Origin of the sequence: Rathayibacter sp. PhB1 (assembly GCF_004362935.1) — a bacterium.
GTDB classification, from domain to species: domain Bacteria; phylum Actinomycetota; class Actinomycetes; order Actinomycetales; family Microbacteriaceae; genus Rathayibacter; species Rathayibacter festucae.
Genome location: NZ_SNYD01000001.1, coordinates 712,827 through 731,026 on the forward strand (window position 1 = coordinate 712,827; position 18,200 = coordinate 731,026).

Here is an 18,200-nt window from a genome sequence, read left to right on the forward strand (position 1 = left end):
TGCTCGACGCAGAACATCAGCTGAGAAGGGAGGGCATCGCTCCTCAGCGGATGCCCCCCTCTCTCAGCTGATGTTCTGCGGCCGGATCAGCCGCGCGGGGTGGCTCGGCGGAGGATCAGGGCGCCGAGGACCGCGGACAGGACCGTCGGGACGAGCAGCAGGGCGAAGGCGCCCGTGAAGCCGATCGCCTCGAAGGCGAGCCACACGGAGTCCCAGCTGTCGGTGAGGGTGAACAGGGCGACCAGGCCGACGATCAGCGCGCCCAGGGCGAGGAAGAAGACGGTCATCCCCGTGGCCCGCCAGCGGACGAAGACCGCGGCGACCGCCGAGCCGGCGAAGAAGAAGAAGAGGAAGAGGCTGAAGGTCGCGAAGGTCTGGGCGAGCCAGGAGACGTCGCTGTAGGCGGCGGCGCGGAACATGTAGCCGCCGAGCCCCCAGCCGTTCGTCGCCTGCTCGAGCGCGGACATCGTGGAGTAGAGGACGGTCCAGGCGGCGGACAGGCCGACGAAGGTCAGCGCCGTGCCGAGGGAGTAGTCCCGGCGGGTCGAGCCGTAGCCCAGCGCGAGGGCGAAGGTGACGTTGGTGGCCTGGACGGCGACGACCAGCATGTAGATGAAGATGAAGGTCGTGCCGCCCGTGATCTGCACGCCGGAGTCGCCGCCGGCGGCCGGGACGCCGACCATCCGGAGAACGAGCAGCCAGATGATCAGGCTGCCGACGAAGATCGCGCCGAGGATCGCGAGCGGAGTCGCGAGCAGCGTCGCCGGATTCGCGAGGTGCAGGCGGACGATGCTGAGCAGGCGGTGGCGCGCGACGGAGCGCTGCGGGGCGAGGGCGGTCATGAGGCGGCCTTTCCGGTGGTCAGCTGGACGACGAGCTGCTGGAGCGAGACGGGCTCGAGGTCGAGGCCGCGGTGGCGTGCCTCGTCGCGGTCGGCGGTGCCGAGGTGGGGGAGCGTCGCGGTGGCGAGGCCGCCGACTCCGCTGCGGGAGAGGACCTCGCGGCCCTCGGTGAACGAGTCGACGGCGGCACGGCTGCCGGTGACGGTCGCGGCGGCTCCGCGGAGCTCCTCCGTGTCGCTGTCGACGAGCAGGCGGCCGTCGTCGATGACGAGGACGTGCTCGAGGAGGCTGCTGACCTCGTCGATCAGATGGGTGGAGAGGAGGACGGTGCGCGGGTGCTCGGCGAAGTCGGCGAGCAGGCGGTCGTAGAAGAGCTGCCGGGCGACGGCGTCGAGGCCGAGGTACGGCTCGTCGAAGAAGGTCAGCGGGGCGCGGGAGGCGAGGCCGACGATGACGCCGATCGCGGAGAGCTGGCCGCGGCTGAGCTTCTTGACGCGGCGCTCGAGCGGGAGGCGGAAGTCGACGACGAGCTGCTGGGCGAACTCCTCGTCCCAGCCCTCGAAGAACCAGCGGGCGCTGCGGAGGACGTGCTTGACCTTGAAGTCCTCCGGGTACTTCTGGCTCTCCTTGATGAAGCAGGTGCGGGAGAGGACGGCGGCGTTCTCGACGGGTGCCTCGCCGAAGACGCGGATGCTGCCGGTGCTCGCGAACTCCTGGCCGGTGAGCAGCGACATCAGAGTTGTCTTGCCGGCGCCGTTGCGGCCGAGGAGGCCGTGGATCCGGTTCTCCTCAAGGGTGAAGCTGACGTCGGAGACGGCGTGCATGCTGCCGTACTGCTTGCTGAGGCCGGCGACCTCGATGACCGCGCTCATCGCGATCCCCCTTCGATGTCGGTGATCATGGCGGTGAGCTGCTCGCGGGTGAGGCCGAGCTTGGCGGCCTCCGCGAGGAGCGGTGCGACGAACTGGTCGCGGAACTGCGTGCGGCGCTTCTCGACCAGGCGGTCGCGCGCTCCCTCGGCGACGAACATGCCGATCCCCCTCTTCTTGTACAGGACGCCCTCGTCGACGAGCAGGTTCACGCCCTTGCCGGCCGTGGCCGGGTTGATGCGGTGGAACGCGGCGAACTCGTTCGTCGACGGGACCTGGTCCTCCTCGGGCAGCGCGCCCGCGATGATGTCGTTCTCGATCTGCTCGGCGATCTGCAGGAAGATCGGGCGGGAGTCGTCCATGGGGCTCCTTCCCTCGGTGTCGGTGCTTCGTGGTATGTTGGTTCGTTAGTGCAGTAACTAACCAACCATGCAGCTCGTTCCGTGTCAAGAGCGACGGCACCGGGTGATCGGTACACTGGACGGCACCGGCCTCTGTAGCTCAATGGAAGAGCGACTCCGTCCTAAGGAGCAGGTTGGGGGTTCGAGTCCCTCCAGGGGCACCAAAGTGTCGTTACGAAAACCCTCGCCAGAGAAAAACACCGGAACGGCGCCGATCTCGGCCCCCAGGAAGCTGGTGAGGGCCCGAGCACCACTCCTTTGAGTGGTGCTTTTTTCGTGTGCTGCGAGCTGAACGGCGGTCGAGGCGATCGTGGCAAACGGCTCGTTCACCTCGACGGTGATGGTCTCGTGCGCATGAACGAGAACACGAGCGAGGAAGACTTGATTGAAGAGCCTCTTCACGTGGTCGGGTGCCCGGCCGTATGCGCTGGCACACTCCGCGGTCACATCGAGGGCCAGCCGGATCGCGTACTCGCCATCGGCGACGTCCTGGGTGAGCCTCGCTTCGTCCCGCTCGGCGATCGTCCGCTTAGCGCGGATGCGGTCCTGCTCCCTCTTGAACAGGTCGAGCGAGTTCGCGTCTGCGTAGTGAGCCTGGAGGAGCCGCAGCTGCTCGCGTTCGAGACGCTCTAAGTCCGTCTTGGTTTGTGCTCATTGGCGCTCGGCGTCGCCTCGGGTGGCCACGAGCTCATCGTGAAACAGGCGCTCGAGGTCGGCTCGAGCGATCTGGTCGAGCCGGAGACTCTTCTTGTACTCCTCGACGATCTTCTCCTCCACCACGTGGATGAGGACAACCTTCTGAGTGCAGTCGTTCCGCCTTGCCTGACGTGCCGAGCAGTAGAAGTACGGGTAGATCTCGCCCGATTTCGACCGGGTCATCTGAACAATCAGCCAGTTGTGGCAGTTCCTGCAGTACACCGTGCTCTTGAGGTAGTGGTCGTGTCGACGTCGGCGCTCGCCGGAGCGACGAGACTGAAGCGCGTCCTGCACCTTGTCCCACGTCTCCTGATCGATCAGGGGCTCGTGCTTGCCGGCGTAGGTCGCGCCCGAGAACGAGACAAGGCCGGGGTAGTACGAGTTGGTCAGGATCTTGTGGAGGTCCGTGTCGGTGAGCGCCCGTGACGGTACGTGCGGAGTTCGTCGAGTGGTGAGTCCACGCTGAGCAAGTTCGAGCGCGAGCTGCGACAGACTGACGCTCTGCTCGGTGTAGCGGTGGAAGGCCCATGTGGTGAGCGGAGCGCGGTCGGCGTCTGGGCGAACGGTTCGGCTCTCGCGGCCGTCGCTGTCGAACTCGCGGACGTGCAGGTACCCGAGCGGAGCCCGGCCCGGAGTCCCGCCCTTCTGCACCTTCTGCGTCATGCCCTTTGTAACCTCGTGCACGAGGTTGCGAACCGCCGCGAAGCCCTGCTGCTCGGGTACGGACACAACACCGCCCGCGCATACTGGTCTGATCTGCAGGACTGGTTTCAGTGGGCCGTGGAACGCGACAAGGACGTCCTTGCACTCGGCGAGCGCGAGAAGGCGCAGTTCATCGCGCTGCTCCGGCGTAGGCATTACAGCGAAAACACGATCAGGCGGCGCGGCGTAGCGCTACGACTCCTGCTGAAGACAGAACCTTAGAAGCTTGCGTCCCGTGATCGGTCTCACGAGGGGCACATACGTGGTCGACGTGCCCTGTTCTGGGGGTGTCAAAACGCTGGCGTCCGCGGTTTGCTTCATGTAGCGAAAGAACTGTTACCTGATAGTTATGTGTCGCGGGGGACCACCGGCAGATTGGAAGCACGTGTTCAATATTGACTCAGATATTGTTTTTCTATTTACTGGTCAATATGGATTCACGCAACAACGACCACTAGTCTCCAATAAATTCTTCGCCAAAACACGCACGGCCGCTCGGGCACGATCAAGATTTGCCGCCCCCGGATGTTTCGCTTCCGATTCGAGGTGGGACTGAAATGGTTCCTCAGCGAGAGAACGGGAAGCGAAACCGGGAACTTGCGCGGCGTATTTTGCGGATGCGTGGCTTAAAGGTGCAAAACGGCGATGGACGCATTCGTTTGATTCCCGACATTAAGACGCCTGAAGTCGGCACTCTCGAGGAGATGAGACGGAAGCGCGTTGATTCGAGCTACCTAAGAACGCAGCCGGGCCGGCATCTCAAAACGTACGGTGAGAACGGAAAACCATATGGCACGAACTCGCTGTCGACGCTCAACGCTAGGGCTCTGAACAAAGACAAGGGACTGAAGGAATAGTGTGCCTCGGGCGTGTAAAGGCGATCGAAGCTTTTGCCGGCATCATATACGATCTGTGTGATCAGCCCGTCCCTCACCTACTAGAAAAGTGGTCCTTTTCTGAGGATTTAGGGCCAGCGAGATCTATTATGGAGTCGTTCGCGAAAGACGCAAAATGCGTCGTAGTCGAATACGAATACTTCGATATCGACTTTCGCAGTGAAGTAACACAAATCCAGCATAGCTCGTTCGAATGGACGACTCCTGACACGACCAGAGTTCACTTCTTTTCACGTTCTTTTGACGGCGAGCCGAGAAGCCTCTACGACGCAGTTGTCCAGCTTCAGAATTCCTACTTGGGTTATGTCACCGTGCGTCCAACCGAACCGGCGCAAATTGGCCGTTCGGTGATACCCACTAACTCAGTTGAGTCGTCGCTTCAACATCCTCACGGGCACTTCAGGCTTGCTGACCGAGTCCTGGTTACGGTCAGCGAGTCTGTTCAGCTGTTCGGAGTATTTCTTCGTGCGTCTGGAGTGCCATTTATGGAGCAGGACGGGCGACTTCTTCGATGTGCCCACGTCAGTGCATGGATATGTCATTACACACTCACCCTGCGCGGATACGTTGTCCGACAGCCGAGCGCTCGTTTTCATTCGGCGGGCGATAAGCGAGAAATGATGGGTCGGCCCTACCCTTCTGCAGGGCTGAACGCGACGCTCCTTAGCGGAATTCTTCGTGAGATGGATCTTCCTCCCGAAGTGCTGGACTACGACTCACTTCGGGAGCCACGGGACCTAACTTGGGCGGACCGCCCCGACCTGGCTCGTCAACTCAATGTCGAGTTGCCCGACGAAGATGACGATGATCGTAAGGCTCGAATTGACGCGGTTTGGTTTCGAGCTAATCTCGCAGCAAATGTTTGTCGATACGTAAACTCTGCAATCCCCGTTATAATGGCTTCGGACTATCACGAGCACACCTTCGTGGTGAACGGCTATCTTCGAAAGCGAGATATTGAGTCTGGTTCGGTAGAAGCATCAGAAGTAGCTGCTGAGGTGTTACCCGATACCCCGTCCGGTCCTGCGGAATCGAACGACTTTGAGGTTGTCGCCTTCACCTGTGCGGACGACCGTCAGGGACCTTTCGAGATCGTGGGTATCGAAGACTTGGAACGAGGACGCCAAAGCGATGCCAAGTTGACGGATGGCGCGGCGATAGGAAACCGCTCGAGCCCGGCGAGGCCCACTTCATTCTTGCCGATAGAGGGTGATCGACACACTTTGATCGTGCCGCTGCCTCGGTCCGTATGGCTCCCAGGATCTGGTGCGGAGCGTCTCGGTACGTACTGGCTTCGATATCATGCAGAAGCTCGAGCTAGAGAACTACTTAGGTCTCCAGCAGAGTTGCTTCCACCCCATTCTCGCGAGCGTCTGCTTTCATTTGCGGATGGTACAAATAGAATAGCGGGTGGACGATTTGCGGCAAAAACCTACGTCACAACCGGGGCGCAGTTCAAGTCGTCCTTCGCAAATAGAATCACGGACGAGACATTGATAGATGCGCTAAGCGTCATTCAACTGCCGCGATTTGTTTGGGTCATCGAGGCATTGGATCGAGATCTTCGCAACTCGGGAGAGTCGCGATCTGTCATTGCAACTGTTCTAATCGACGCGACGAGCGGCCCCGACGCCTCAGGCGGTACGGTCTATTCTGGTCCGCTCTTCATGCATCTTCCAGGCATGGCCTTTGTACCCGGAGCTGCAGCGGTGCGAGCTGTTGAGGATTCGCTGGGAGGAGAGAGTCTGGAAGATGACGAACAAGATTCCCTCGTATTTGAGGGGGACGAGGGACATGCAGTTTACGTCACCGACGGTGTCTATTTCGAAGACCTCTCCCTTGTACGGGAGGACGACTCGGTGAATGACGATGCGTGGAGTGGGTGGCTGTTGACCGACGAACGGGCATACACAACTGGCCGGCCGAGTCAGCACGCGGAACCGGCCCATGTGTCCGAGAACGTTGCAAACGAGATGAAACGCGCAAGCGTAGGGCTATGAGTGTTGGGCGAAGGCGGAGACCGCGAGGGTAACAGCAAATAGCCCGATTGCTAGGGCTGTTGCGGTCACGCACACCAGCATTGCAATCGATTTCTGGCGGTTTATCTGCAAAACACGGTCTAGTTGGCGGCCACGCATCAGTACCAGAGTTGTCTCGACTTCATTGTCCGACATTTGCGCCCTGCGATCGACGGTCTGAAGATCGAAAACCATTTCTGAGTAGTTCGAAAGTATCCTCGGGCGTCTCGGAAATAGGGCGACAACCGAGCTAAATAGCGAAATGAGAACAAGAGCAGTTGAAGCGATGACGAGTACGTTCAGCATACTTGCCACTCCGGCAAAGATGGTGTCTATTGAGATGCCAAGCTGTGTTCTGGCGGCGAAGTAGATTGTCACAAGAGCCAAGTTCGCGGTAATCATGGCAGTCGAACGGGTGTCTAGGGAGCTGGTACGAGCAGAAGCTTCGTTGCTCTCCGAATTGAAATACGCCAACAGCAGCTTTGCGTCAGCTTCCGTCAGATTCACCTGACCATCGATTTGTGTCATAGTTTCTCCATCACTGCTTTCCCCAGCGTGGAATCTGGTTTTTTAACCAATCGATTCTGTTAGAAGTATTCTGTTTTGAATTTTTCTTCTTCTCGACATTTTTTTCGCCTTGGCCTTCCGGTTTCTGATCTTCAGGTGTGGCTTCGCCATCTGACATCGGTTCCCCCAATCTTCTTGGGCGGATTCTAGCACAAGTTGGGGCGCCGGGTCAGACGAATTTTTGACAGCTAAGTCAGATTGTCGACTTAAGCAGCGTTGGTAGGCGGCGCCAGGGAGGAGGGTTTGCCGGGTCATTTAAATTTGTCAAAGAATGGGCCATACTGAATCACTCCAATGTCTTTCATTTTACTGCGCCAAATATATAAGTACAAGGTCGTCATTGTGGCGACATTCACTGGCTGTGCTGGCGTAGGAATCATGGCACTCGCAGACTGGCTTGAGGAAGGGCGGTTCGTTGGCCACATCGTTATCGCGGTGCTCGACGGATTAGCCGACGCCTTTCTGGTCTCCGGGCTCATCGGTGTGGCGATCGACTTCTGGACGCAGCGCGATAAGGATGCTCGCGACGACGCCCGGGTTCGTCGGCTCTTAGCCGACTCAGCACCTGACTTCACGGATGCGGTGGTTCGGGGATTTGCTTCCAGCCCGGACGATCTTCGCCGCGTAGCTACGCCAGCTCTTCTGGACGACCTTGCCACCAATGCCCTTGGCCCACCGCCTCGGGGGACCCAGCCTTCGCACGGGAGATCTACGCCGATCTCCGCGACACCGTGGTACGCGCTCCCGAGCGCTGGTATGACGTGGATGTGCGCATTCGGCTCTCGTCTGTGGATGCGAGGAACGCCGTCGCTCTTCCTCATTTCGCTGTAACGGTCACCTGGGAGTATTCGGTCATCCCGAGCGGCCCGGTCCAGCGCTTCGCTTGCACATCGGATCGTGACGAGTTCCACGAGCTCGTTTCTGACATTCCCTCGACCTCAACCTGCTCCATGTCCTCGATCGAGAGGAGCGGTTCCTCAGAAACGCTAAGCAGATCGACGTCGGCCGTCGTTTCACGCCGAGTGGCCGACGGCCGTCACGCAGATGATGTGAGCCGGCGGGGAACGCGTGCCGACTCCGTGAAGGATGGCTTCGAGTAAGCCAGGCTCGTGTTCACTGACTTGTCCCCGTAGTCGCAGTATGGGCGGAATCAACCCATGCCCGCTTCTAGCTTGAACTGTCGCGAGCCTATCCTCCGCAAGCAGCCGGTTCTCTCGCCTTCATCGCGGACAGATCGCAGAACGACGCTGCTCGCCCTGGCCCAAGCCGAGGCCGGCAGCGCGCGGTTACACGGTCGGTCCTTCGAATCGGCAGTCGACTGGGCCTAGCCCTTCGAAGGGTGCGGATCCTTGCCGTACGAGTTCTTCGTACCGATGGTGCCGTCGAGGTTGCGCGCCGTGTGCTCAACCCCGCGGTCCTTCGCCATGTCGCGTCCAACCGCCTGCTGCTCCGCCTTGGTGCCGGCGGTGTGGGCTGCGCGCGAGCTGCCCTGGACCGTCGTCTTCCAGGTGCCGTCCTCGTTGTAGGTGCTGATGTCTCCCTTTGCCATGTTCATCACCCCCCCGTCGTTGCCATGGACTCTGCCGCTGACCTAGGACACAAAAGGCTCGGCTGCGAAATAACCCACTGGGGCCCGGCCTGGAGGCGGGTCACCGAGACGGGGATGCAGCGCTTCGGTTCAGAGGCGACGTGCCCTGAGGTAGTCCGACGTCCAGTGGCTTAGCAGTAGGCCATCGTCGGTAGGGAGGTGCAACCCTCGCATGACCGTCGGCGAGGCAAGATTGCATTCTGGACGGGCCGGAGTGCTTCCGCCGTGATACGGCCGAGGCCGGCGAGGAATGCGATCTGACCTGTCGAGCGGCCGAGCGCGAACCATATGTCGCTGAAGATTTCGTGCCAGACTGTGGCCGTGATGGGGTTGCCGACGCGAAGAACAGCGTTGACCGCATGGTTCATCGGCGGGCTGTTAACAGGACTCCTCCTCGGCGCGGTGGGTACGCTCCTCGCGGTCGACCGTCTCGGCCTGCGTTTCGCAACAGCAAGCTGGTCTTGGGATACAACCTGGGGCTTTGTAGCCGCCGTTGCGGCGATCTTTGTAGCGTTGGTTGCGGGAATCTATACGTTGCGGCGGGATAAAGTGGTGGAAACGGCGGCGGATCGGACGGCGGCGCAAGCCGCGCGATCGGCAGCTGTCCAGTTCCGTGTTCGGAAGCGCGCGGAACGCGGCGACGGTGATCGATGGGACCGGTGCACCGTAACGGCGTTAAATATGCAAAGAGACCCTGTGTTCGACGTTGAACTATGGATTGCAGGCGTTTGCCACGAACAGGTTGGCGATGTGCTCTTGGAGGGAAGAGAACCTTTCCACTGGCACAACGTACCGTTGGGCGAGGCGTTTAAACGGAGCGACCAAGCAGGGGAACATCTCAACAAGGTTCTCTGGCAGACGGTCGAAATTCGGTATTCGGTTCAGGGTAGACGCTTTGTGCGCCGTGAGAACAAGACGATAGAAATCGGCTTTGACTGAATCGCTCATCAGAGCGAAAGTTTCCCCAATGTGTCGTCCTCCGGGGACAGGCCCGCTACTTCCTGCATCACTCTCCTAGCTGCTGCCGCATAAAGAGCAGAGGCAGGCATCGTGGTGGCCGGGCGCACGAGTATCCCCGCGGCCAGCGCCGCTTGGAGCTGAGGGCGGGTTGAAGCGGACACCGTGCCGCCTTCGAAACCGATGCCGCGCTCGGGCCATAGGGCGCGCGCGGGGCCCATCGTCCGTCCTCACGATGAACTTCGATTTGGGACGGCGAACCTGATCGAGAGCAACGGCTCTTCGGACGTGGTCAGCAGATCGAGCTTCACAATCGCCTCGCGCCCCACGGTTGAAGTTGGGGCGAGGCGCGTGTTGAGCGGGGCCGCCTGACCCGTGTCAGCAGGCCACTCGATGTCGGAGGTCGGAGCTACCTTCAGTTCGACCCCGGTCCGGTGGGCAGAGATACGGCGGGTGGGTCGCGATAATGGGGAGGCCATGATGCGAGATTCGAACGACTTCGTCGACGTGCTCATCAGCACGCTTACGCAGATCAGTGGGCTGAGGTCGATCCGGCTCGCTTCGGTAGACCGCGCCCCCCGCCTCCAGCGTCGGGTCGCAATGTCGGGGCCCGCAGCGTTGAGTCTGTGGACGTCGTCTACTCCGGCGGCACTTGGCCTGGAGGCCCCTGATGCGGAAGTTCTATGGGCTCGCCTCAACGACCCGTCGGTTCCGCACGCCGTCGACGCCGCAAGATCCTTGCTGTCGTACACACTCTTCGCAAAGTGAATCAGTTCCAGGTGTCGTGCAACTCCTGCTGTCTCTCCCAAAGAAATCGTGCTTCTTCGCTGTATTCGGGATTGACGCCACGGCCAATCGCCACCAGAGACGTTACCTCAGCGCCGGCCGCCCGGAGTGCATTGGAGGCGCTCTGAGCATACGACCCGGTGGTGTACACGTCGTCTAGAAGAAGAAGATGGCGGCCTGAGACGTCTTCGGTCGTCTCGAAGGCATTCCGGTTGGCGAAACGATGCCTGACCTCAGGGCCTGTTCGTATCAGGGGGCGGCTGATCTCCACGCTCGACAAACTGGCGACCCGGAGCACAACTCCGAGCGGGTGCGGCGGAGGCCTTACGGTCGATGGCACTACCACGATCGCGTCAACACCAGCCTCGGTCAGAAGCTGGTTGCCTCTATGGCGAAAGAACTGGTCGAGAACCAGGCCGATCGTTTACGATGCCTCTTGATCCGCAAAGTGTTCCCCGCCGTGGCTGTCGTCTCTGCTGTCCTTGTAGTAGGTGAGCCAATTCCGGAGCTTGCTCTCGCGGATGTACAAGCTGATTGCCGTAAGTGGAGTTGACGGTCCGAGCACCCTCTCGTTATCGCGGCAGTTCTCGCAGTGCTCATCGGCGGGCTCGTAGCTGACGCTCCGACCGATGCTACAGACGCCGAGACCCGGTTGCGGTGGTGAAACCAGTTCACGGACGACAGCTTCCAGAGGAGTGGGCATCTACGACTACCCCCTCAATCTGACGCTGGACACTCGCTCACTTTAGCCAGCAGACCGTGCTCGCGGCCCGCCGCTGTGACCCAAGTATCTCCTCGCGGCGTTCGGCGGCGCCACGTGCCAGACGGCGGTGCCGTAGCGTGCAGAGGTGTCGATCCCAAATCATGGTGGGACAGGGTGCTCTGGCGAGACGAGCAGCATCATGTCGCCATCTGAAGCGAAGCCAAATCTGGGCCCATTCGGCGACAGTGCTAAGCTCGAAAACTCAACGTGGAAACGACGAAACGACGGGTCTTCTCATGGATGTTCCTCCGATCTTCTTCAGCGACTATTTTGGCGTTTCGAGAGTCGCAGTCGAGCGATACGGCGCGTTTGACTTGAATCTGCTTGCGGATGTTCCCTTGTTCGTGGATCCATTTTTGCTGTTCAATAGCGAGCGGCGTGAATACCAAGCATTGCATGACGAGATTCTCAGATATCTCAGGTATCTACGGACTGTGGCAGGGCCAGGGCTCTCCCAAGCCACGATCAAAGATCTGTTTCGATTTCAGGAGGTCAAGCAGAATTGGTTCGGCTATTGTAAGCTCGGCAATGAGGGCCGAGGGCTTGGGGCCCCTTTTTGCTAATGCGCTGAACGAATCGATCCCCCGTATAGTTGGCGTCGAGGGAGAGGCTGCAGCTACCCGAAGTAATCACTTGGAAAAGGTGGCACTCTTGCGTCCGCGTGTCGGCAAGGACAACATTAGCGACTTCGCCACCAACCTAATTAAGCACTACTTAGTAGACTACACTGAAAAGTTTGCTAAGCAGTTTTTGGATCCGGCGTCGTGTCGTGAGGTCGGGGTTAGGAGAATAAGATTTAATTTCGACACCCAGACCTGGGTTACCGAAGTCCGGTACCTTCCGATGTTCAATGATGACTACGTACTTTTGACACCTGCAAATCTCCTGGTTCATGACGAAACCTGGATTAATTATAGCGATATGGTGCGTCGGTACCCGCAGATTGTAGCCGCGGTGGACGATGACATATTGCGCGACCAGGTTAATAGGTACTTCGAAAGTTCATTGGGGAAAAACCCGAGCGCGAAGGTCGAGGCCGCCGCCCGGCAGCGAACATTTATGCGGTTTCCGTCCCTCCTCGACGTCTACATTGCGCTAAAAGAAGCGGACGAAAGCGGCGCCTCCTCTATCAGCGAAGAGGAGTTGGCGCTTCTGCGAGAGATCTTCGTTGGAAGCCTGAGTGAGCTCGTTAAGGCTTTCTGGTCAACGCCAGAGATGCAGCAGCGACCCCGTCTGACATCGATAGCGGAAGCGAAGTATCGCGTTTTGGTCTTCAAGAAATGGGTTGAAGACAAAGACGGGTACTTGGAACTTAATCGCGCTAACGGATTAGCCTCGGAAAAGGAAGTTCAGCGATTGATCTTTCTCACTCTTCAGGCATCAGAGTTTGATGTGAACCGGGAAGTCAACAACGGCAGGGGGCCGGTAGACTTCAAGGTTAGTCGTGGCAGAGATGCAACGCTGATTGAAATCAAGCTGGCAAGCAATTCTCACCTCGAGCGCAACCTTGAGAAGCAAGTAGATATTTACAAGAAAGCTAATGAGACAGTACAAGCCGTCACGGTCATCATTTGCTACACGGCTGCGGAGCAAGACAAAGTCAAGCGTGTTCTGACGCGCCTCGAACTCCCGGTGCTTGATGAGATTGTAGCAATCAATGCTCGGAAGGACGATAAGCCGTCTGGGTCGAAAGCCTAGGCTTGGAGCATTGCGACTTCGCTGCTGAGCAGGGCCCGCAGGCCTCGAGCTGACAACGAACGGGTAGCTTGGGCTTGTTCGTGCTGAACACGCCCGACCTGCGTCCCGTCTGTCCATTGGAGAGACCAGCCTGTAGGGTGTGGGGATCCACGCGGGAAGGTGAGAGTCGTGTCGTTTCCGACGCTTGCAAGAGTACGTACGCCCAAGTATGTCGATGACTACTGGAGCGGCAGCTCGCTGCTAGCCTCCGCCGTTGCCGCCGCGGCCGCACCTCTAGCGACGACACCCGTTGTCCTTCCGCTCACGCGACTGTCCGGAAGTCTCATCTTCCCGGTTCTAGAGAGTTCTCAACTCAAAGACGGAGCCGGCCAACTTGATGTCGTCCTTGTGAGCGTCTCGCCGCCTCGAAGGGCTCTAGCTGACCTCTTGCAGCTACGTGCTTATGGACATTGCATTGTGTTGTTGTCACCCGGGTACCGCAGACAGTTTTTTGATCTTGCGGAACTAGACCTTCGCGGAATCGGAGTGTCACAAGCAGGGGCAGATAGTAGCGTGGAGCACTTGATCGAGTCGGAGGGAATTCCTACCAAATCACGAATGGTGCCGTGGTGGCGCGAGCAGCGGGAGCGGCAGCTTCGAACACTAGCCAAGCATCAGTGACCTACACGACTGGCTTGGCTCGCAACCCATGCGCCTAGGAAGTCTTGGGGAGCCCAAGCTGGGCCGCTTTCCGCCTCGACTTCGTACGCATACGTCTGCGCGTGGCGACACATCTCGACCCAGGTTGTGAATGGGTTGGGGCTACTTAGGACGCGCTCCGCAATTCGAGCAATCACGGCGTAATTATGTGCAATTGCTGCTGACTTGTCTCGGATCGAGCTGTATATTTGGCGCCCGTAGCAGTAGTCGCAGAGGCAGGTCCAGAATATCTCGTCGCGGAACACTGACGAAGCATCCAATACGCGATCATGCGTTCTCCAGCTAAGGGACTTCTCCACGAGGGTTGACCAGTACTGTGAGGTCGCGCCTCCGCCAGCTTTAATCGGGTAGACGTGACGGAGCGTTGCCGTGGTGCCAATTGCCGCACCGGGTGCTCCGAGTGCAAGAACTCCGATTCCTGACAGGTCGATACGCCGTGAGGCAACGTTCCCAAGCGACGCGATCTTCATGACCGCCTCGACTGCGTACTTTGTACCCAGGGGGTCGGCGCCGTGGCCGAGCGCCAGCCCTACTTCCAACGGGCTACCGCCCAGGATATCGATGACGGCGTTTGCATCGGTCTTGAGTAAGCTCACGGGAATCGAGATCGTAGCGCGAATTGGAGCATCGATGACGTGTTGCAGTTCTTGCGCGGAAGCGATGGCAGCCCGGATATCGTCGACGGTCTCGAGGAAGCCGGCGTTAGTGGTAACAATGGGCACACCGAGGGAAGCCTGTAGTTCGCACCAGCCTCGATCGATGCGTGCACCTCCAAAGTCCCGATTCGGTCCTGCGTATCGGTTTGCGTCGAGTTCTGGAGTCATGCCAGTGAGATCGGTGAAGCGCCGCGCTCCCTCGCGCAGGTCCTTGGTCGGGTCCCGGCGACGATCGCTCGACGCCGTAAGTACAACGTCGAATCCGTATGCTTTGTGTATGTTTGCCGCAAGCTCCGTCTCGTCAATGCTGGCCTGCAGCGATAGTCCCGTGCTGAGGCGACTGTGGTCGGACTCGAAAATGGCAAGGGGGCTAGGCATCGATAATCACCGTGACCTTCGCGGAAACGTGGTTAGAGGACATAAATACTTTCGTAAATCCGTCATTCTTCATCAATGCAATCGAGGCGAGTTCGGCTAGATCGAGATTGTCTACCTGCTGGCGAGTGCTGATGATGCGGTCAACAAGTTTAGGCTCTTCCTCAGGAACTGCGCCGGGCTCATTTGTCCGCCAGCCGAGCTTGCTTAGTTGAATTTGATAGCCACGGTAGGTAGCCGCATCGATTTGATCTAAGTCGTGTGATCGGCGAATCAATGCGGCAATTGAGAGTCCCCACTTACTCTTTAGCTTCATGAGTGTCGCCATATCACGAGGCCCAAGGTCTGCAAGGTCGTCACGAATATCATCTGCCGGTGCCAAGAATTCGCTCGCAAAGACATTGGCTTCGTGCTCCTGCTCGTCTCCGGGCGCGCCGTGCATGATTAGGTGGCCGAGCTCATGCGCAATGGTGAATCGTTGCCGGTCAGGGGAAAGACCCGAGTTGACGAGCATCATGGGTCTGCCGTTGGCTGGCCAGGTGCTCACCGCATCTTGCGCGGCTGTGCCAAGCGCTCTGTGGACAACTAAAACTCCCGCGCGCTCTACAATCTCAATCACGTTGTTGATTGGCCCGTGCGGAATCCCGAAGGAATTTCGCGCATTACGGGCAGCGGCAACTGGGTTCGTACTTTCCTCGCTCGGTCGGCTGATCGAAGTGGTATTGCCTAGTTCCAGTCCGGACATTAACTGCTCGACCGAAATGCGGGTGAGTTTGGCGAGCGCCTCGATCCGCTTTTTTGTTGGAGCGGACATCGTGCTGGCGCGCCTGCGATGGTGCAGACAGGTGACCTCGATGTTTGTAGTGCCGCCGCTGAAGGAGAAGAGGCTTGGCGGGCAGTCGAGCGTGTCGGCAAGTCGGTTGAGCAAGTCGCTAGGCACCTCGACATTCCCGTTCTCAACTTTGGACAGGTATCCCTGAGTGATGCCCAGGAGTTGCGCGAGGTGGGTTTGGTTCCACCCCTGAGCCTCCCGGGCCAGGGTGACCATCCTCGGATCTACAGACATAGAACACCTCCTCCGAGAACCGTACTACTTTGCGTTGGGAAATACGAGTGTTTTAGGAATAAAAAAGCTGGGTGCGTCGAAACGGGACGCTGACGGCGAAGGTGGCGGGTCGTCGGGACGTTCGTGCCGCCGGGGCGATCGTGATGCTCCTGTGTTGCCGCCCGCTCCACTCCGAGCCTCCGCGCGCCGATGGGCGAGGTGAGGGTGTGGCCGTTCTTCAATCGGACTTCCCCTCCGGTTACGCGACCGTCTCCGCGCGAGCGGGTACATCCGCTTCGCGGTAGCGGGAGCGTCTCCGAGGCGAGGCAGCCTGAGGCGAAGCATGCTGGGAGCATCGAGCAACGTGACGATCGGGCCCATCGCCCAGCGCATCGACAAGAAGAAGTTCGCTCGTGTACGTCCGCTGGAAGATGGAGCAGCCTGACTACGTACGTGACGACAGCAAGGCAGCGGTCGTCTCTACTCCGATTCACGATCCCGCGCCAGGAGCCTCGCCTTCATCGTCTTCGGATTGACGCCGCAGAGCGCACCAAGCTGGTTCAACGACCAACCCTGTGTCTTCAGCTCCGCAGCATCCGCCAGCTGCCGAGGAGTCAGCACAACCTGACGCACCGGAACGTGCTGCTGCTTGAGGGCCGAGCGCACCGCTTCGCGGCTCACGCCCCACGACGTAGCGAGCTGGCGGATGTTCCCGCCGGCTACGTACTCGGCCGCCAGCTTGGCCTTTTGCTCGTCGGACAGCCGCACCTGGCGCTGGCGGAGGGCCTGCACACCAACCGGGGGAACGGCCGGTTCCGGCTCGTCACCCCTGTTAATTCCGGTCCTGGCGGCCATCAGCGCGCGCTCCCATCTTTTTTGATTAGTTGCAGATAGGTGCACCAAAGCTTTCTCTCTCCGCGGGTAGCGTCCGGTCCTTCGTCGGGACCTCTCGATCGGCACTTCGGCTGAGTCCGCAGCGCTCGGGCAGCCACGGACCATCCGGCATGGTGCGGCGGCGTCGTGCGCCAGTCGCCCAGTGCTGAGGGAAGCGCGTCTATCGTCCTTCGCAGAGACAGCGGGTTCCTCGGTCAGTGGTGCGCCGTCCGCCGTCGGCGGAGGTGCGGATGCGCTGGAGGGGGCGCGGCGGGAGTCGGCCGATGTGCGGTGGGCGTCTCGCGTGGCTGCGCTCGCCGATCGTCCCGCTCGCGCTTCTGTCGTTCGCGGTGTCTTTGGTCTACTCGATCTCCCGGGCCGACCAGCTGCTCACGGCGGGGTACGACCTCGGCATCTTCGACCAGGCGGTGCGGGCGTACTCGCAGTTCCGTCCGCCGCTCGCGCCGCTGAAAGGCGACGACTTCACCCTGCTCGGCGACCATTTCCATCCGATCCTCGTCGTTCTCGCTCCGCTGTACTGGATCTGGGACGACGCGCGGGTGCTGCTCGTGGCGCAGGCCGCGCTGGTCGCCGGCTCCTCCGTCTTCGTCTGGCGCGTCGCCCGCCGGCGCGGGGGAGTGGGGGCGAGCTGCCTGCTGGCCGTCGGGTATCTCCTCGGCCGGCCGTTGCAGTCGCTGGCCGACTTCGACTTCCACGAGGTCGCGTTCGCGGTGCCGGTCCTCGCGTGGGCGGTCGACGCCTTCGACATCAGGAGCGATCGCCAGCTCGTCGCCGCGTCGGCGGTCCTCCTCCTGATCCGGGAGGACATGGGGCGGTGGTGCTGATCCTCGGCCTGCTGCGAGCGGCCAGGAGACCGAGGATCGTCGGGGTGCTGCTGGCGTGTTCGGGGGCCGCGGCGTTCGCGGTCGTCGTCGGGGTGGTGATCCCCTCGATCGGCGGACGCGGGTACGCCTACTGGGACTACGGAGCGCTCGGAGCCGACGGGGGCGAGGTGGCCCGGACGATGCTCGAGCGGCCGTGGATCGCGATCGGGCTCCTCTTCACGCCGATCGTGACGACGATGACGCTTCTGGGGCTGCTCTCACCCCTCCTCCTGCTTCCGCTGCTCTCGCCGGTGTCGCTGCTCGCGCTGCCGGTCCTGGCCGAGAGATTCCTCTCCGACCGGCCGGCCCTCTGGACGAGCGGATTCCACTACGACGCGCCTGTCTGGGTCGTGCTGGTCCTGGGCGCTGTCGACGGCGGAGGGCGGCTCCTGCGGCGTCTTCCGTCCTCCGTGGGGAGAGCTCGGGTGGCGCTGGTCGTCGGCGCGGTCGTCTGCGCCGTGCCGGTGATCGGGACGATCGTGTGCCACGACGACGAGGCCTTCCCGTTGGCGCGGATGGTGACCGGCGAGGCGTGGACGCGGTCGCCGCATCGGAGAGATCAGGTCGCTGCGGTCGAGAGGGTGCCGGCGAGCGCGTGCGTCGCGGCCGACGACCGGCTCGTGCCGCTGCTGACGCGGAGCAACCGGGTGTCGCTGCCTGGCGTCCTCAGCCGGCCGCCCGACTTCGTCCTCCTGGACCTGACTCAGGAGAATGCGGGGTCGGTGCGCGGACTGGACCTGCGGACGACCGCGATCCGCGACCACGCGCTGGCGGACGGGTATCGCGTCGTCGCGAGGTTCGGCGACGTGGAAGTCCTCGAATCGGCCGAGTACCGCGGGCCGTCCGTCGAGTGCGCACGCTGACCGGACCGGCTCGGTGGCCGGG

The 18,200-nt window shown here is 60.7% G+C and carries 15 protein-coding genes, 1 tRNA gene and 1 pseudogene; 6 read left to right on the forward strand and 11 right to left on the reverse strand.

The genetic code is table 11. The annotated features are described in order from the left end of the window. Positions 1–86: 86 nt before the first annotated feature. From EDF17_RS03435 to EDF17_RS03445, 3 genes are read right to left on the reverse strand one after another with little or no spacing between them, the layout of a single operon-like run. Positions 87–842: an ABC transporter permease gene (locus tag EDF17_RS03435; RefSeq protein ID WP_123445180.1), complete on the reverse strand. Its 756-nt coding sequence runs from the start codon at positions 840–842 to the stop codon at positions 87–89. Then, the gene (locus tag EDF17_RS03440) at positions 839–1,714 is read right to left on the reverse strand and encodes an ABC transporter ATP-binding protein (protein ID WP_123445181.1); all 876 of its coding nucleotides are present in this window, start codon (positions 1,712–1,714) and stop codon (positions 839–841) included. The genes EDF17_RS03435 and EDF17_RS03440 overlap by 4 nt, the downstream gene beginning before the upstream one ends. Continuing rightward, complete coding sequence (locus tag EDF17_RS03445) at positions 1,711–2,073, reverse strand: GntR family transcriptional regulator (RefSeq protein ID WP_123445182.1); 363 nt, start codon at positions 2,071–2,073, stop codon at positions 1,711–1,713. The genes EDF17_RS03440 and EDF17_RS03445 overlap by 4 nt, the downstream gene beginning before the upstream one ends. Positions 2,074–2,201: 128 nt before the next feature. Here EDF17_RS03445 and EDF17_RS03450 point away from each other — a divergent pair. Together EDF17_RS03450 and EDF17_RS03455 are read left to right on the forward strand one after the other, a co-directional pair. Continuing rightward, a tRNA-Arg gene (locus EDF17_RS03450) sits at positions 2,202–2,276 on the forward strand. 190 nt (positions 2,277–2,466) lie between these two features. Continuing rightward, positions 2,467–2,745: a hypothetical protein gene (locus tag EDF17_RS03455; protein ID WP_133671855.1), complete on the forward strand. Its 279-nt coding sequence runs from the start codon at positions 2,467–2,469 to the stop codon at positions 2,743–2,745. Between the two features lie 18 nt (positions 2,746–2,763). On the opposite strand, the gene EDF17_RS03460 is transcribed toward EDF17_RS03455, so the two are convergent. Then, entirely contained in the window at positions 2,764–3,666 is a 903-nt protein-coding gene (locus tag EDF17_RS03460; RefSeq protein ID WP_123445184.1) for a recombinase family protein, read from the reverse strand. 829 nt (positions 3,667–4,495) lie between these two features. Between EDF17_RS03460 and EDF17_RS03465 the strand changes: the two genes are divergently transcribed. Then, entirely contained in the window at positions 4,496–6,406 is a 1,911-nt protein-coding gene (locus EDF17_RS03465) for a hypothetical protein (protein ID WP_133671857.1), read from the forward strand. Here the strand turns inward: EDF17_RS03465 and EDF17_RS03470 are convergent. From EDF17_RS03470 to EDF17_RS03475, 3 genes are all read right to left on the reverse strand, one after another. Then, a complete protein-coding gene (locus EDF17_RS03470) occupies positions 6,401–6,952 on the reverse strand; it encodes a hypothetical protein (RefSeq protein WP_133671859.1) in 552 nt (183 codons plus the stop codon). The two genes, EDF17_RS03465 and EDF17_RS03470, sit on opposite strands and share 6 nt — an antisense overlap. 10 nt (positions 6,953–6,962) lie before the next feature. Then, positions 6,963–7,109, reverse strand: coding sequence for a hypothetical protein (locus EDF17_RS19735; RefSeq protein ID WP_166649588.1), 147 nt, complete (start codon positions 7,107–7,109; stop codon positions 6,963–6,965). Positions 7,110–8,315: 1,206 nt separating this feature from the next. Further along, positions 8,316–8,540, reverse strand: coding sequence for a DUF2188 domain-containing protein (locus tag EDF17_RS03475; RefSeq protein WP_123445380.1), 225 nt, complete (start codon positions 8,538–8,540; stop codon positions 8,316–8,318). A 390-nt stretch (positions 8,541–8,930) separates the two neighbouring features. Between EDF17_RS03475 and EDF17_RS03480 the strand changes: the two genes are divergently transcribed. Then, positions 8,931–9,518, forward strand: coding sequence for a hypothetical protein (locus EDF17_RS03480; RefSeq protein ID WP_133671861.1), 588 nt, complete (start codon positions 8,931–8,933; stop codon positions 9,516–9,518). Between the two features lie 787 nt (positions 9,519–10,305). Here the strand turns inward: EDF17_RS03480 and EDF17_RS03485 are convergent. Next, positions 10,306–10,593 carry a hypothetical protein gene (locus EDF17_RS03485; protein WP_133671862.1) on the reverse strand — a complete coding sequence of 96 codons (288 nt, stop codon included), beginning with the start codon at positions 10,591–10,593 and terminating at the stop codon, positions 10,306–10,308. Positions 10,594–11,481: 888 nt separating this feature from the next. Here EDF17_RS03485 and EDF17_RS03490 point away from each other — a divergent pair. After that, complete coding sequence (locus EDF17_RS03490) at positions 11,482–12,783, forward strand: hypothetical protein (protein ID WP_133671864.1); 1,302 nt, start codon at positions 11,482–11,484, stop codon at positions 12,781–12,783. Positions 12,784–13,436: 653 nt separating this feature from the next. On the opposite strand, the gene EDF17_RS03495 is transcribed toward EDF17_RS03490, so the two are convergent. The 3 genes from EDF17_RS03495 to EDF17_RS03505 all read right to left on the reverse strand — a co-directional run bounded on the left by EDF17_RS03495 (position 13,437) and on the right by EDF17_RS03505 (position 16,413). Next, entirely contained in the window at positions 13,437–14,516 is a 1,080-nt protein-coding gene (locus tag EDF17_RS03495; protein WP_133671866.1) for a hypothetical protein, read from the reverse strand. Beyond that, positions 14,509–15,579, reverse strand: a complete 1,071-nt coding sequence (locus EDF17_RS03500; protein WP_123445186.1) for an ImmA/IrrE family metallo-endopeptidase — start codon at positions 15,577–15,579, stop codon at positions 14,509–14,511. Before EDF17_RS03500 ends, EDF17_RS03495 begins: the two co-directional genes overlap by 8 nt. Positions 15,580–16,038: 459 nt before the next feature. Next, complete coding sequence (locus tag EDF17_RS03505) at positions 16,039–16,413, reverse strand: hypothetical protein (protein ID WP_133671868.1); 375 nt, start codon at positions 16,411–16,413, stop codon at positions 16,039–16,041. A gap of 302 nt (positions 16,414–16,715) precedes the next feature. Here EDF17_RS03505 and EDF17_RS20530 point away from each other — a divergent pair. Then, positions 16,716–18,178 (forward strand): annotated as a pseudogene (locus EDF17_RS20530) (DUF2079 domain-containing protein). Positions 18,179–18,200 lie beyond the last annotated feature (22 nt).

Excerpts from the sequence above, each read along its gene's own strand:
- EDF17_RS03490 (WP_133671864.1), top strand. The coding sequence starts at position 11,482 with ATGACGAGATTCTCAGATATCTCAGGTATCTACGGACTGTGGCAGGGC.
- EDF17_RS03465 (WP_133671857.1), top strand. The coding sequence starts at position 4,496 with ATGGAGTCGTTCGCGAAAGACGCAAAATGCGTCGTAGTCGAATACGAA.
- EDF17_RS03445 (WP_123445182.1), bottom strand. The coding sequence starts at position 2,073 with ATGGACGACTCCCGCCCGATCTTCCTGCAGATCGCCGAGCAGATCGAG.
- EDF17_RS03435 (WP_123445180.1), bottom strand. The coding sequence starts at position 842 with ATGACCGCCCTCGCCCCGCAGCGCTCCGTCGCGCGCCACCGCCTGCTC.
- EDF17_RS03455 (WP_133671855.1), top strand. The coding sequence starts at position 2,467 with ATGAACGAGAACACGAGCGAGGAAGACTTGATTGAAGAGCCTCTTCAC.
- EDF17_RS03500 (WP_123445186.1), bottom strand. The coding sequence starts at position 15,579 with ATGTCTGTAGATCCGAGGATGGTCACCCTGGCCCGGGAGGCTCAGGGG.
- EDF17_RS03475 (WP_123445380.1), bottom strand. The coding sequence starts at position 8,540 with ATGGCAAAGGGAGACATCAGCACCTACAACGAGGACGGCACCTGGAAG.
- EDF17_RS03505 (WP_133671868.1), bottom strand. The coding sequence starts at position 16,413 with ATGGCCGCCAGGACCGGAATTAACAGGGGTGACGAGCCGGAACCGGCC.
- EDF17_RS03495 (WP_133671866.1), bottom strand. The coding sequence starts at position 14,516 with ATGCCTAGCCCCCTTGCCATTTTCGAGTCCGACCACAGTCGCCTCAGC.
- EDF17_RS03440 (WP_123445181.1), bottom strand. The coding sequence starts at position 1,714 with ATGAGCGCGGTCATCGAGGTCGCCGGCCTCAGCAAGCAGTACGGCAGC.
- EDF17_RS19735 (WP_166649588.1), bottom strand. The coding sequence starts at position 7,109 with ATGTCAGATGGCGAAGCCACACCTGAAGATCAGAAACCGGAAGGCCAA.
- EDF17_RS03460 (WP_123445184.1), bottom strand. The coding sequence starts at position 3,666 with ATGCCTACGCCGGAGCAGCGCGATGAACTGCGCCTTCTCGCGCTCGCC.
- EDF17_RS03470 (WP_133671859.1), bottom strand. The coding sequence starts at position 6,952 with ATGACACAAATCGATGGTCAGGTGAATCTGACGGAAGCTGACGCAAAG.